14 protein-coding genes are annotated in these 13493 nt (G+C 65.2%); 9 read left to right on the top strand and 5 right to left on the bottom strand.

Annotation, left to right across the window (positions count from 1 at the left end):
• Window position 1 precedes the first annotated feature (1 nt).
• The gene (locus H3H39_RS20530; RefSeq protein WP_182156006.1) at window positions 2-163 is read left to right on the top strand and encodes a hypothetical protein; all 162 of its coding nucleotides are present in this window, start codon (window positions 2-4) and stop codon (window positions 161-163) included.
• A 26-nt stretch (window positions 164-189) separates the two neighbouring features.
• Here H3H39_RS20530 and H3H39_RS20525 read toward each other — a convergent pair whose 3' ends face one another.
• Window positions 190-1017 carry an HDOD domain-containing protein gene (locus H3H39_RS20525; protein ID WP_182156004.1) on the bottom strand — a complete coding sequence of 276 codons (828 nt, stop codon included), beginning with the start codon at window positions 1015-1017 and terminating at the stop codon, window positions 190-192.
• Window positions 1018-1261: 244 nt separating this feature from the next.
• Here H3H39_RS20525 and H3H39_RS20520 point away from each other — a divergent pair, with 244 nt between their 5' ends.
• From H3H39_RS20520 to H3H39_RS20510, 3 genes are all read left to right on the top strand, one after another.
• The gene (locus H3H39_RS20520) at window positions 1262-3343 is read left to right on the top strand and encodes a M13 family metallopeptidase (protein ID WP_182156002.1); all 2082 of its coding nucleotides are present in this window, start codon (window positions 1262-1264) and stop codon (window positions 3341-3343) included.
• Window positions 3344-3440: 97 nt separating this feature from the next.
• Window positions 3441-4082 (top strand): class I SAM-dependent methyltransferase, encoded by a 642-nt coding sequence (locus H3H39_RS20515; RefSeq protein WP_182156000.1) that lies wholly within the window; start codon window positions 3441-3443, stop codon window positions 4080-4082.
• Between the two features lie 220 nt (window positions 4083-4302).
• Window positions 4303-4500 carry a CsbD family protein gene (locus tag H3H39_RS20510; protein WP_182155998.1) on the top strand — a complete coding sequence of 66 codons (198 nt, stop codon included), beginning with the start codon at window positions 4303-4305 and terminating at the stop codon, window positions 4498-4500.
• 64 nt (window positions 4501-4564) lie between these two features.
• Here the strand turns inward: H3H39_RS20510 and H3H39_RS20505 are convergent, their stop codons facing one another.
• A complete protein-coding gene (locus tag H3H39_RS20505; RefSeq protein WP_182155996.1) occupies window positions 4565-5059 on the bottom strand; it encodes an Hcp family type VI secretion system effector in 495 nt (164 codons plus the stop codon).
• Between the two features lie 187 nt (window positions 5060-5246).
• The gene (locus H3H39_RS20500) at window positions 5247-7457 is read right to left on the bottom strand and encodes a S9 family peptidase (RefSeq protein ID WP_182155994.1); all 2211 of its coding nucleotides are present in this window, start codon (window positions 7455-7457) and stop codon (window positions 5247-5249) included.
• A 152-nt stretch (window positions 7458-7609) separates the two neighbouring features.
• Between H3H39_RS20500 and H3H39_RS20495 the strand changes: the two genes are divergently transcribed.
• Together H3H39_RS20495 and H3H39_RS20490 are read left to right on the top strand one after the other, a co-directional pair.
• Complete coding sequence (locus H3H39_RS20495) at window positions 7610-7996, top strand: nuclear transport factor 2 family protein (protein WP_182155992.1); 387 nt, start codon at window positions 7610-7612, stop codon at window positions 7994-7996.
• Window positions 7997-8064: 68 nt separating this feature from the next.
• Window positions 8065-8370, top strand: coding sequence for a panthothenate synthetase (locus H3H39_RS20490; RefSeq protein ID WP_182155990.1), 306 nt, complete (start codon window positions 8065-8067; stop codon window positions 8368-8370).
• 7 nt (window positions 8371-8377) lie between these two features.
• Here H3H39_RS20490 and H3H39_RS20485 read toward each other — a convergent pair whose 3' ends face one another.
• A complete protein-coding gene (locus H3H39_RS20485) occupies window positions 8378-9769 on the bottom strand; it encodes an MATE family efflux transporter (protein WP_182155989.1) in 1392 nt (463 codons plus the stop codon).
• A gap of 158 nt (window positions 9770-9927) precedes the next feature.
• On the opposite strand from H3H39_RS20485, the gene H3H39_RS20480 reads away from it, so the two are divergent.
• Both H3H39_RS20480 and H3H39_RS20475 read left to right on the top strand, forming a co-directional pair.
• A complete protein-coding gene (locus tag H3H39_RS20480) occupies window positions 9928-10863 on the top strand; it encodes a DnaJ C-terminal domain-containing protein (protein ID WP_182155987.1) in 936 nt (311 codons plus the stop codon).
• Between the two features lie 3 nt (window positions 10864-10866).
• On the top strand, window positions 10867-11178 hold the full coding sequence (locus tag H3H39_RS20475) for a chaperone modulator CbpM (RefSeq protein ID WP_182155985.1): 312 nt from the start codon (window positions 10867-10869) through the stop codon (window positions 11176-11178).
• A 7-nt stretch (window positions 11179-11185) separates the two neighbouring features.
• On the opposite strand, the gene H3H39_RS20470 is transcribed toward H3H39_RS20475, so the two are convergent.
• Window positions 11186-12133: a LysR family transcriptional regulator gene (locus H3H39_RS20470; protein ID WP_182155983.1), complete on the bottom strand. Its 948-nt coding sequence runs from the start codon at window positions 12131-12133 to the stop codon at window positions 11186-11188.
• Between the two features lie 168 nt (window positions 12134-12301).
• On the opposite strand from H3H39_RS20470, the gene pncB reads away from it, so the two are divergent.
• Complete coding sequence (pncB, locus tag H3H39_RS20465) at window positions 12302-13492, top strand: nicotinate phosphoribosyltransferase (RefSeq protein WP_182155981.1); 1191 nt, start codon at window positions 12302-12304, stop codon at window positions 13490-13492.
• The last annotated feature ends 1 nt before the right edge of the window (window position 13493 follow it).

The raw sequence follows: 13493 nt of genomic DNA, 5'->3' as shown, positions 1-13493 counted from the left end.
AGTGGAAAAAGACTACCGCTTGTCTTGGGTAACGTCAGCCCTGGAAATAACTTTAGGGTTTTTTGAAAATATTTTGCGAAAAATCGAAAATATTCTCAAAACTGGGGCGGGGCACCATGAAAAACGGCCGCCTGCCCAAGAAATGGACGGCGGCCGCGGGTGATTCTGCTGGCGATCTTGCTTTTTTGCTTACTTGACCAGTTCTTCCAGGCCGGCGCTCAGCTCGTCGGGCGGCGGCATCTTGTCGATCAGGTCGCCGTCGTCCAGGCCCAGGGCCTCGGCCATCTCGGTCGGATAGCAGCTGGCGATTTCGTCATCGCTGAGCTTGTTCTGGTCGACACGGGCACGCCAGGCGGCCAGGTGCACCACGGCGGCCAGGCGGTTGGGCGGCGTGTGGTTGAGCGGGTCGGGGAAGGCGCTGATGGTTTCCGAGAACGTGTTGGGGAATTTCCAGCGCCGCGCCAGTTCCGCGCCCACATCGGCGAAGGTGTAGCCCAGCGAGGCCTGTTCCGCGTCGAGGCGGCGCGCGTCCATGGGGCCGGCCACCTTGTCCAGCGCCAGCGCCTGTTCCGGCATGGCCGAGTGGATCACCAGTTGGCCGATGGCGTGCATCATGCCGATGGTGAAGGCCAGGTCGGTGTTTTCGCCGGTCTGCTTGGCGATCCATTTGGCCGACACGGCCGTGTGCAGGCTGTAACGCCAGAATTGCTTGAGGTCCAGGCCGGGCACGGTCTTGAACCCGCTGACCAGGCCGGAGCTGATGACCAGTGTACGCACGGTCACAAAGCCCAGCATCAGCACCGCGTCCTCCACCGTGCCGATGCTGCGCGACACGTGGTAGTAGGCCGAGTTGGCCAGACGCAGCAGCTTGGCGCTCAACACAGGATCCGTGGACAGTTTTTTCGCGATCTCTTCGGTCGAGACGCTGGCTTTGTCAAAACTGCTGATCAGCTCTTCCACGACCTTGGGCGCGGTGGGCAATGCAGTCGGATTCTGGAACAGGGCATCAAGCTTCATTTTCTTCTCCTCATTGGTTTCGCGCTACCAGTGCACTATATAGCGATTCCCCCGATCAAAAAAGACATTTTGATGCTCTAGCGTATCTTTTGTGCTGATGCTGTGTGGCTGTGTTTTTTTACCATCCATGCCGGCGATCCTGCAGTTCGTCGCATTCCGGGCGCGCTGGCATGGCGCTGGCGCTACAGTGGACGCTGGCCCATCACGCCGACTCCACATCCAGATCCACCATAAAAGGACAACCATGCAAGCTCATTCCCGACCGCTGCGCCTCGCCGCCCGCAAGACCGCCCTCAGCCTGGCCCTGTGCGGCGCCGCCTTCGCGCTGGCGCCCGCCCACGCCGCGCCGGACGCGCCGGACGATACTGCGCCGGTCGCCGCCGCGGCCGCCGCCCCGGTGGCCACGCTGCCCGGCGACGACTTCTTCGATTACGTCAACGGCGACTGGCTCAAGTCGGTCGAGATTCCCGCCGACCGCAGCAGCTGGGGCGTGGGTGCGGCGCTGGTCGAGGACACCAACGCGCGCATCGTCACGCTGATCGATGGCCTGGCCGCCGATCCGGCCGCCAGCGCCGAGGCGAAAAAGATCGTGGCCTACTACCGCACCTTCATGGATGAGGACGGCATCGAAGCGCGCGGCCTGGCGCCGCTGCAAGCCCAGCTCAAGGAGATCGCCGCCATCAAGGACAAGGCCGCGCTCACCCGCGCGCTGGGCGCCACGCTGCGGGCCGACGTCGATCCGCTCAACGCCACCAACTTCTTCACCGAGAACCTGTTCGGCCTGTGGGTGGCCCAGGGCTTGACGGACGCCACCCACTACACGCCATACCTGCTGCAAGGCGGCCTGGGCATGCCCGACCGCGCCTACTACCTGGACGACACGCCGTCGATGGCGGCGCTGCGCGGCAAATACCTGGCCCACATCGCCGCCACCCTGCGCCTGGCCGGCATGGACGATGCGGACGCGCGCGCGGCCCGCGTGTTCGACCTGGAGCGCAAGATCGCCCAGTCGCACGCCAACCGCGAGGATTCGGCCGACGTCTTGAAAGCCAACAACCAGTGGCGCGCGGCCGACTTCGCGCGCAAGGCGCCGGGTCTGGACTGGAAGGCGTATTTCCAGAGCGCGGGCCTGGGCGGCCAGCAGAAGTTTATCGTCTGGCATCCGACCGCCATTACCGGCACGGCCAAGCTGGTGCAGGGCATGCCGTTGGAAACGTGGAAGGATTTCCTCGCCTTCCACCGCATCAACCACGCGCACAGCGCCTTGCCCAAGGCGCTGGCCGAGCAGCATTTCGATTTCTACGGCCGCACGCTGAACGGCACGCCGCAGCAGTCCGTCCGCTGGAAGCGCAGCCTGGCAGCCGTCAACGCGGCCATGCCCGATGCGCTGGGTAAAGTCTATGTGGCGCGGTATTTCCCGCCTGAATCCAAGCAACGCCTGCAGCAGATGGTGGTCAAGATCGTGGACGCCTTCCACGCCCGCATTGACCAGCTGGACTGGATGGCGCCCGCCACCAAGCGGGAAGCGCACGCCAAGCTCAAGACCTTGTACGTGGGTGTGGGCTATCCGGAAAAATGGGCCAGCTACGACAGCCTGCAAGTGACGCCCGGCGATGCGCTGGGCAATATGCAGCGCGCCGAACTGGCGGAGACGCAGCGCCAGTTGGCCAAGCTCAAGCAGCCGGTCGACCGCGCCGAATGGTGCATGCCGGCCCAGTTGGTGAACGCGGTCAACATGCCGATGCAGAACGCGATCAACTTCCCGGCCGCCATCCTGCAACCGCCATACTTCGACCCGAACGCCAGCGACGCCATGAACTACGGCGGCATTGGCGCCACCATCGGCCACGAGATCAGCCACAGCTTCGACGACCAGGGCGCGCAATTCGATGCCAAGGGCTTGCTGCGCGACTGGTGGACGGCGGCCGATGGCGCCCACTTCAAGACGGCCTCGGCGGCATTGGCGGCCCAGTACTCGGCCTACAAACCGTTCCCCGACCTGGCCATCAACGGCCAGCAGACGCTGAGTGAAAACCTGGCCGACCTGGCCGGCCTGGCGGCGGCGCATGACGCCTACCTGGCCTCGATGGCGGGCAAGGCGCCCGTGGCCGACGCCGAGCAGCAATTCTTCACCGGCTACGCGATGAGCTGGCGCGAGAAGGAGCGCGAACCGGCCTTGCGCCGCGCCATCCTGACCGACGGCCATGCGCCCGACAAGTGGCGCACCGCCACCGTGCGCAATATGGACGCGTGGTACAAAGCCTTCAACGTGCAGCCGGGGCAGACGCTGTACCTGGCGCCGGAACAGCGGGTAAGGGTCTGGTAAGCCCAGGTCTGGTAAGCCCGGGTCTGGTAAGTCCGGGTCTGGTAAAGTAGCACGGCAGGGCGCCACGCGGTGTGGCGCCCGCGCCTACGGGGACGGCATGGAGAATCAGGCAGGGCAACGCGCGCAGCTGGAGCAGATCACGCAGCGCACGCTGCAGCACTACGAGAGCACCGCCGAGCAATTCTTCGCCGGCACCATCGATCACGATGTCAGCCAGAACATCGGCGCCCTGTTGCGCGCCATCGCCGCCACCGCGCCGTTACGCATTCTCGATCTCGGCTGCGGACCGGGCCGCGACCTCAAGACTTTTACCGAGCTGGGCCATGAAGCCATCGGTATCGATGGTTGCCCCCGCTTCGCCGAGATGGCGCGCGCGTGGAGTGGCTGCACCGTGTGGCAGCAGGATTTTCTTGCGCTCGATTTGCCGGCCAGTTATTTCGATGGCGTGTACGCCAACGCCTCCTTGTTCCACGTGCCCAGTGCGGCCTTGGCATCCGTGCTGCGGACCTTGTTCGACGGGCTCAAACCGGGCGGCGTGCTGTTCAGTTCCAACCCGCGCGGCCACAACGAGGAAGGCTGGAACGGCCCCCGCTACGGCAGCTACTACGACTACCCCACCTGGGAACGGCACCTGACGGCGGCTGGCTTCCTTCCTGTCGAGCATTACTACCGCCCGCCCGGACTGCCGCGCGAGCAGCAGCCGTGGCTGGCCAGCGTGTGGCGCAAACCGGCGTCCTGAGGAATTGCCCGCTTCTGTACGCCAGCGCACCGAGTTGCCCGCATGGCGGGCATAGCATGGGGACCGCTAAGAAGTCGTTTCAAAATAACCATGGCCAGGCGTGGCGCCGAAGACAGTGCGCCTGCACGGCAAGGCGCCACAACGACGCCATGGGCTTGTTGGAACGACTTCTAAGACACGAGCACGTGTTTAGCGCCTATCCACAACCAAGGAGTGCACGATGAACAAGGACCAGGTCAAAGGGAAAGCCAAGGAAGTCACTGGCAAGATCCAGCAGGAAGTCGGCAAGGTGGTCGGCAGTACTCAGCAGCAGGTCAAAGGCTTGAACAAACAGGCTGAAGGCAAGCTGGAAAAGAGTGTGGGTGATGCCCGCCAGGCTGCGGACGACATGATGAAGGACCGCGGCAACCGGCAATAACGCTGGCCCCCGCATAAAAAACAGCCGCGCTCGCGGCTGTTCGCACATCAGGGGTGGCCGTGGCTCAGGCGGCGATGCGGTTGGTGGACAAGTCCCAGCCACCGGCCGTATTGCCGCCGGCCCCGCCGGTGATTTTTTGCTGCATGTAGCGCCACTTGACCTTGGAGAACTTGAGCGCCACGCTCTCGCCCAGGATGTCGCCTTCGTGCACGCTGGGGGTGACGGCACCGATCAGCACGTTCTCCAGTTCGATCTCGTAATACTTGACGCGCTCGCCCTGGCCGTCGGCGCGCATGAATTCGAATTTCGCTTTCGGGATGGTCTTGCCGGACGCGCAGGTTTGCAGCAGCACGGGCGAGGCCAGGTCGGCCAGCTTGGACAGCACGATGTCCTGGTGTTCGCAGCGCTCGGCCGTGTGGCCGCCGCCGGTCGATGCGGTGGCCGACTTGGGTTGGGTCACGCCCCAGTTGACCGACTTGCATTCGATCCAGTCCTTGTGCCGGTCGTCCGCCGATTCGCCACGGATGCCGTCTATGTGCAGATATACGTCGATAGCCATAATTCCTCCAGACAATGAATGAGGCGGGACGGAATCGTCCCGCTGTCCGCATTATTCATGGAATTGATGAAATGGCATTTGTGGACTATCAAACTGTATGTCTGAAGAGCCCGTTCAGACGGGGGCGGGGCGGGGGAGGGGATAGCCACCCGGCCTGAACAGCGTTGGCCGGGCGGCGCAGGACGGCTTATTTGCCGTTCAGCAGGTGCTTCTTGAAGAACGCTTCGATGTTGCCATACACGTGGCGTTGCTGGGCGCGGCTGGACATGCCGTGTTTGCCGCCCGGATAGGTCATCAGTTCGAAGTGCACATTGCGGTTGACCAGCGCGTCGATCATGCGCGTGGTGTTGGTGAACAGCACATTGTCGTCGGCCATGCCGTGCATCAGCAGCAGCGGCGATTTCAAGCCGTCCAGATGCGCATACACGCCGCTGTCGCGATAACCGTCGGCGTTATCCTTGGGCGTGCTCATGAACTGTTCCGTGTAGTGGGTGTCGTACAGCGACCAGTCCGTCACCGGCGCCACCGACACGCCCAGCGCGATCTTGTCCGACGCGGCCGCCAGCAGGCGCAGCGTCATGAAGCCGCCGTAGCTCCAGCCGAATACGCCGATGCGCTTGGCGTCCACATAGCCTTGCTGGCCCAGCCAGGCGATGCCCGTCAGCTGGTCTTCCACTTCGACCTTGCCCAGTTGGCGGTAGATGGCGTCCGTGAACGCGCGCTCGCGCCGGAACGAGCCGCGGTTATCGAGCCGGAACACGACGAAGCCTTGCTGCGCCATGTACTGGTCGAACAGGTTGCCCCACTTGCGCGCCACATGCTGGGCGTGCGGGCCGCCGTAGGTGGACAGGTAGACCGGGTATTTCTTGAACTGGTTGAAGTTGGCCGGCTTGACCAGCGAATAGTGCAGAGTCTGGCCATCCTTGGCCTTGAGCGTGCCGTATTCCGTGCGCAAGTGGGCGCCTCTGTAGCGTGCGTACGGATGGCTGGCGTTCAGCTCATTGTGTTCCAGCCAGGCCAGCATGCTGCCGTCGGGACGGCGGATGCTCACTTGCGGCGGCGTGTCCGGGTCCGACCAGGTGTCGACGAATACTTCGCCGTTGCGCGAGAAGGCGGCGTCGTGCCAGCCATCGGCCTGGGTGATGCGTTGCGGATGGTCGGCCGTGCTGCCGTCCAGGGCCAGCGCGTAGGTCTGGCGGTCGATCACGGCGTCGCGGTTGGACGACACGTAGACCTTGCCCGCTTTTTCGTCCACCGCCAGCAGGTTGTCGATGCCCCAGGCACCGCTGGAAATCGGGTGCAGCAGCTTGCCCGCCATGTCGTACAGGTACAGGTGATTGCGGCCGCTGCGTTCGGACGACCAGATGAAGCCGGCGTCGTTGGCCAGGAAGCGCAGGTCGTCGTGGATGCCGACCCAGGTGGCCGAGGTTTCCGTCACCAGCACGCGCTGGTCCAGCGTGGCCGCGTCGACCGACACCAGTTCCAGCGTCTTCTGGTCGCGGCTCTGGCGCTGGTACAGCAAGGTCTTGGCGCTTGCGCTCCAGTCGGCGCGCACCAGGTAGATGTCGGGATTGGCGCCCAGCTCCACCTTGCGCTGCTCACCCGTGGCGGGCGACACGATCATCAGCTGCACCAGCACGTTGGGATTGCCGGCGGCCGGGTAGCGCTGCTCGACCACGTCGGTGCGGTCGGCGAAGATTTCGAAGCGGCGCGCCACGGGCACGGGCGATTCGTCGTAGCGCTTGTAGGCGATGGCGCTGTCGTCCGGCGCCCAGTAGTAGCCGGTGGTCTGGCCCATTTCTTCCTGCGCCACGAATTCAGCCTCGCCGTTGTGGAGGGTGCCACCACCATCGATGGTCAGTTGGCGTTCCTTGCCGGTGGCCAGCTCGATCACGAACAGATTCTGGTCGCGCACGAAGGACACATAGCGCCCGCGCGGCGAAATCTTGGGATCGAACACATTGCCCGAGGCGACCAGGCGTGCCTGGTCAGGCTGGCTGACGTCGATCAGGTACAGGTTGCCGGCGATGGGCACCAGCAACTGCTTGCCATCGGGCGACCAGCTGTAGTTGAGGATGCCCTTCAGACTGGCCACGCGCTCGCGCTCGCGGCGGGCCTTCTCGGCGGCCGACAGGTTTTCCTCGGGCACCAGGATCTGGGAGTCGACCAGCCGGTGGGCGCTCTTGTCCTTCAGGTTGTATTCCCACAGGTCGAGCTGGAACTGGTTGTCGGCGCGGCCGCGCAGGAAGGTGACACGGGCGCCGTCGGGCGACACTTTCAAATTGCGCACGCCAGGCCCGCTCAACGCCGGATCGGCGTGGATGCGGTCCAGCGTCAGCTGTTCGGCGGTGGCCGGCACGGCTGCGAGGGCGGCGAGGAAGCACAGGATAAAACGCATGGGAGTCTCATGGTGATTTGCTTAGCGCAAGACGATACCAGAGTACGGCGGCGATAGCGAGCCAGCAGTACTGGCTGCTGGTACTGACTGCTGGCTTTTGCGCGCGCTGCTGCTAGACTGGATTGCAGCACACCCCGCGCAAGGAGATTGTCATGGGCAAAGCCGTCGAAGTGGTGCAACAAATCTATGCCGCGTTCGGACGGGCCGACGTGCCCGCCATCCTGGCCCTGGTGGCCGATACGGTGGACTGGGAATATGTGGCATCGCCGGGCATGCCCGTCGCGGGCAAGCGCCGCAACCGCGAGGAGGTGGGGGCCTTTTTCGCCGCCATCCCGCAAACGGATACCATCCACGCCTTCGAGCCGCGCGAGTTCATCGAGGCGGGCGAGCATGTCACCGTGCTGGGGTGGGAGCGTTCGACGGCCGTCGAGACCGGGCGCGAGTTCGCCACGGAATGGGCGCACGTGTTCACGGTCCATGATGGCAAGGTCAGCCGCTGGCGCGGCTTTCTCAACACGGCCGCCCGCCACGGCCTGTAGCACGACATCCGCGGCCGCCCGCAGCGGGCCGCTCCTGGTACCCCGATAGACCACGAGGGAGAACAATCATGCGTATGCTGATGAACGTCGAATTGCCGCTGGAACCCTTCAATACGGCCGTGCGCGAGGGCACAGCCGGCCGCATCATCGGCCGGATACTGGAGCAGTGCAAGCCGGAAACCGTGTATTTCACGGAGCAGAACGGACACCGGGGCGCCGTGCTGGTGGTGCAGGTCGAGCGCGAATCGCAGATTCCCGCCCTGGCCGAGCCGTGGTTCCTGCAATTCCAGGCTGCCTGCCAGTTCCGCATCGCCATGACGCCGGCCGATTTGCAGCAGGCCGGGCTGGATGCGCTCGGCAAGCAGTGGAGCTAGCCCGCCGCTAGCGCAGCGCCTGGCGCGCGCGCTGCAGCGACAGCCGGTTCAGCGACCAGCTCAGCAGCGCGGCCGCGATGGTCAGCCCCACCACCAGCCCGATCCAGAAACCGTCGGCCGCCATCGGCGCGGCCGGTACCCATGGCAGTCCGGCCGGCGCCATGCCCAGCACATAGCCGAGCGGCAGCGCGAAGCCCCAGAATGACAGCAGTTGTATCTGCATGGGGGAACGGGTCACCTTGTAGCCGCGGATGGCGCACGAGGTGGCCACCTGGGTGGCGTCGGACAACTGGAACAGGGCGGCGAACAGCAGCAGGTGGGCGCACAGTTGCTGCACCTCCGGATCGGAGGTGTAGGCTTGCGCGATCTGCTGGCGGAATACCGTGATGAACAGCGCCGACACGATGGCGAACGAAAGCGACATCGCCACCCCGACCCACGCCACGAAGCGGGCCCGTTCGGGATTGCCTTCGCCCATGGCGTGGCCGACGCGCGTGATCAGGCCGATGCCGAAGCTGAGCGGCACCATGAACACCAGCGAGGCGAAATTGAGCGCGATCTGGTGCGCCGACACCTGCACCACGCCGTAGCGGGCGATCAGCAGGCTGACCGAGCCGAACACGCTCACTTCCGCGAAGTGGGTGATGCCGATCGGCAGGCCCAGACGCAGCATGTGGCGGATCTCCGGCCAGTGCGGCCATTCCCAATGGGTGAACGGATAGGTGGCGCGGTAGGCGGGGGCGAAGCGCATCCACAGCAGCATGGCGCCCAGCATCAGCCACATGCACAGGCCCGTGGCCACGGCGCAGCCCACGCCGCCCAGCGCCGGGAAGCCCAGGTTGCCGAAGATGAGCAGCCAGTTGACCAGCACGTTGAAGCACAGGCCCAGGATGGCGATCACCATCACCGGCTTGGTGTTGTTGATGCTGGTGCTGTAGCCGTACAGCGCGCGGTAGGCGGCGAACGCCGGCAGGCCGATGCTGATCACATGCACGAAGCGCGACGCCTGCGCCTGCACATGCGGCGTCAGGTACAGGTGGTCGAACAGCAGCGTGGCCAGGTTGGCCAGTGCGGCCGCCAGTAAGCCCACGCCCAGCGCCTTCCACAGGGACTGGCGCACCACGTGCGGAATCTTGCCCAGTTCATCGCCACCCACGTCGTGGGCCACGATGCTGTTAATGGCCATCATGATGCCCATCACGGTGACGATGACGATCGACCAGACCGAGGCGCCCAGCGACACGGCGGCCAGTTCGTCGGCGCTGGCGTGGCCCGTCATGGCCACGTCGGCCACGCCCATGCCCACCGAGGCCAACTGCCCCACCAGGACCGGCCAGGCCAGGCGCCACAGGGCGGCCGCTTCGGTGCGGATGTTGGGCAGGGTGAAGGAATAAGGCATGGATGCACCAAAATGGGGAAACCATCGATTTTACTGGGAAAGCCAGGGTCTTGCCTGCGCCGCATTGATCTGCATCGCGGCTTGATACGGCCGAGCGAAATCGCCAGCGATTGGAGTATGCTAGCCTGTGCTGCTGCCAACCACCGGGAGTGTGAACCGTGGAATACAAGGATTACTATCAGACGCTGGGCGTGAAGAAGACGGCCACCGAGGATGAGATCAAGAAGGCGTACCGCAAGCTGGTGCGCAAATACCATCCCGACGTCAGCAAGGAGCCCGATGCGCAGAAGAAAACCCAGGAACTGAACGAAGCCTACGGCGTGTTGGGCGATACGGAAAAACGCGCCGCCTACGACGAGCTGGGCCAGGGCCACCATTACCGCGCCGGCCAGGAATTCCGGCCGCCGCCGGACTGGAGCCGCACCTACGGCGCCGGCGATTTCAGCGGCAACGGATTCGGCAACGGCGGCGCGGGCGCGGGCACGAGCGACTTCTTCGCCGACCTGTTCGCCCACCTGGGCGGCCGCCGGCGTGCCGCGCCGTCCCGGGGCGAGGATAGCCACGCCAGCATCGCCATCGACCTGGCCGACAGCTATCAGGGCGCCACCCGCCACATCACGCTGACCGTCCAGGAGCATGACGCGCACAACCGCATCGTCACGCGCGAGCGCACGCTGAGCGTCAACATACCCAAGGGCGTGACGGCCGGCCAGCAACTGCGGCTGAGCGGCCAGGGCCAGCCGGGCGTGGCGGGGCCGGGCGACCTGTACCTGGAGCTGCAGTTCACGCCCGACGCGCGCTACCGGGTCGATGGGCGCGACGTGTACGAGACGGTGCCGGTGGCGCCGTGGGAGGCGGCGCTGGGGGCGGAGATCAACCTGCCCACGCCGTCGGGCAAGGTGACGGTGACGGTGCCGGCCGGTTCGCAGGCGGGGCGCAAGCTGCGCCTGCGCGGGCGCGGCATTCCCGGCAATCCGGCCGGCGACCTGTATCTGCTGCTGGAAGTGGTGCTGCCGCCGGCCGACAGCGCCAAAGCGCGCGAGCTGTACCAGGCGATGGCGCGCGAACTGGCATTCAATCCACGGGGAGGATAGGCGATGGGGCAGAACAACAACCTCAGCGGCGTGCTGCTCGATGACGTGGCGCTGACGCTGGACGAACTGGCGCAGGCGTGCGCCGTGGAGCCGGACTGGGTGGTGCAGCGGGTGCGCACCGGCATCCTGCTCGAAGGCGCGCCCGAGGAAAGCGCGGCCTGGCGCTTCACCAGCGTGGATCTGGTGCGGGCGCGCCGGCTGCGCCAGGTCGAGTGCGATTTCGACGCCAACGACGACGTGGCCGCGCTGGTGGTCGACCTGTCCGACGAGATCCGGCGCCTGCGGGCCAGGATGCGCACGGCCGGGCTGCGCTAGCGGCCGCTCAGGTGGGCGCCGGTCCGGGCCGCCAGTCGCTGTCGGTGATGGGCGCGTCGGACGGCTGGGCCGCCAGGAATTGCCGCATCAGCCATTTGCCGGCCGGCCCCGGCTCGCGGTCGCCGCGATGGATCACGAACAGGGGGAACTGGTGGGCGCCGCCTTCGGCCACGTCCAGCCGCACCAGCTGCCCCGACGCCAGTTCGTCCTGGACCAGGTGTTCCGGCAGATTGCCCCAGCCTATGCCACTGCGCAGCAGCGCGTGCTTGGCGCCCAGGTCGCCCAGGCGCCAGTCGCGCAGCGCGACCACGCCGAAGTCCTGGCCCTTGGTGAGCTGGCTGCGGTCCGTCACCACCAGCTGCGTGTGTTCGCGCAATTCGGCGCTGCTGATCTTGCCCTTGAGCTGGCCCAGCGGATGCAACGGCGAGGCTACCGGCACCATGGTCACATGGCCCAGGTGCTGGCGCTCGATGGTGTCGGGCAGGTTGGGCATCCAGCCGCTGATGCCCACGTGGCACTCGCCGTTCAGCACCAGTTCCGCGATGGCGCCCAGCGCTTCCATGCGCAGCCGCAGCGCCACGGTCGGGAATTCACGCTGGAAGGCGTGCAAGATCTGCACCAGCGTGCAGGTGGGGAACACCACTTCCACCGCCAGCGACACTTCCGCCTCCAGCCCGGACGACAACGCCTTGGCGCGCGAGCGCATGCTGTCGACCTTGAACGAGACGGCGCGCGCGTCGGCCAGCAGCGCCTTGCCCGCTTCCGTCAGCACCGGCTTGCGCTTGCTGCGGTCGAGCAGCACCACGTTCAACTGTTCCTCCAGGTTGGCGATGGTGTAGCTGATCACCGACTGGGTACGGTGCAGCGCCCGCGCCGCATGGGCGAAGCCGCCATGGTCGATGACGGCGATGAAAACGCGCAGTTGTTCAAGCGAGGGGAGGCCAGGGTCGCGCATATCCAGGAAGTCGATGCTATCGACGTTGAGTGTACGAATCCGTCGATGCTAACCGCGCGGACCCGCCTTGTCCATCGCATGCGCCGCCTTGCCGTTTAACGCGGGGCGCTGGGGCAGGCGTCCTGCGTGGCGTAAGATGCAGGGAGATCTTCTTTTTGGAAACACCCGATGATGCCCATCGTCCGCAGTCTGCTGGAAACCGACCTGTATAAATTCACCATGTGGCAGGCGCTGCTGCATGGCCATCCGAATTCCCACACCGAGTACGAATTCGTCTGCCGCAATACGCCCGTGTTCCCGCTGGCCGAATTGAAGGAAGAGGTGGAGCGCGAACTGGATCATCTGTGCACGCTGGCGTTCGCGCCGGACGAGCTCGATTTCCTGCGCACGCTGCGCTACATGAAAAGCGACTTCGTCGACTTCCTCACCGTGTTCCGCTTCCAGCGCAAATTCATTCAGGTGAGCACGGAGGGCGACCGGCTGCTGATCCACGCGGCCGGGCCGCAAGTGCACGTGATGGCGTTCGAGATCTTCGTGCTCTACATCGTCAACGAATTGTATTTCCGCCGCTTCGAGCGCGACGACGCCCTGGTGGAGGGCCGGCAGCGGCTGGCCGCCAAGATCGCGCGGCTCAAGGCGTTCAGCCAGCAGCCGGCGCTGCGCCATCCGTTCGAGTTTTCCGACTTCGGCCTGCGGCGCCGTTTTTCGGCCGCCTGGCATGACGAGGTGGTGTTCAAGCTGGCCACGGAAGTGCCGCAGTATTTCAAGGGCACCTCCAACGTCTACCAGGCCAGGAAATTCGGGCTGGTGCCGATCGGCACCATGGCCCGCGAATACATGCAATCGTTCCAGGCGTTCGGCGTGCGGCTGCGCGATTTCCAGAAGGCGGCGCTGGAGGATTGGGTGCAGGAATACCGGGGCGACCTGGGCATCGCGCTGACGGACGTGGTGGGCATGGATGCCTTCCTGGACGATTTCGACCTGTATTTCGCCAAGTTGTTCGACGGCCTGCGCCACGATTCGGGCGACCCCGTCGTGTGGGGCGAGAAGGCGCTGGCCCACTATGGGGCGCTGCGCATCGACAGCAACAGCAAGCGTCTCGTGTTCTCGGACGCGCTGGACCTGGACAAGGCGCTGGGCCTGTACCGGCATTTCGCCGACCGCATCATGACGGGCTTTGGCATCGGCACCCATTTGACCAACGACGTGGGACTCACGCCGTTGAACATCGTCATGAAGCTGGTGGCCTGCAATGGCCAGTCGGTGGCCAAGTTATCCGATGCGCCTGGCAAGACCTTGTGCAAGGATGAGACGTTCCTGGCCTACCTGCGCCAGGTGTTTCACCATCCGGCGCTATAGG

This window comes from Rugamonas apoptosis, from assembly GCF_014042355.1.
In the GTDB taxonomy this organism is placed as follows: domain Bacteria; phylum Pseudomonadota; class Gammaproteobacteria; order Burkholderiales; family Burkholderiaceae_D; genus Rugamonas; species Rugamonas apoptosis.
Note: the sequence above shows the minus strand (reverse complement) of the source record. Positions and strands in the feature narration are given on the sequence as shown.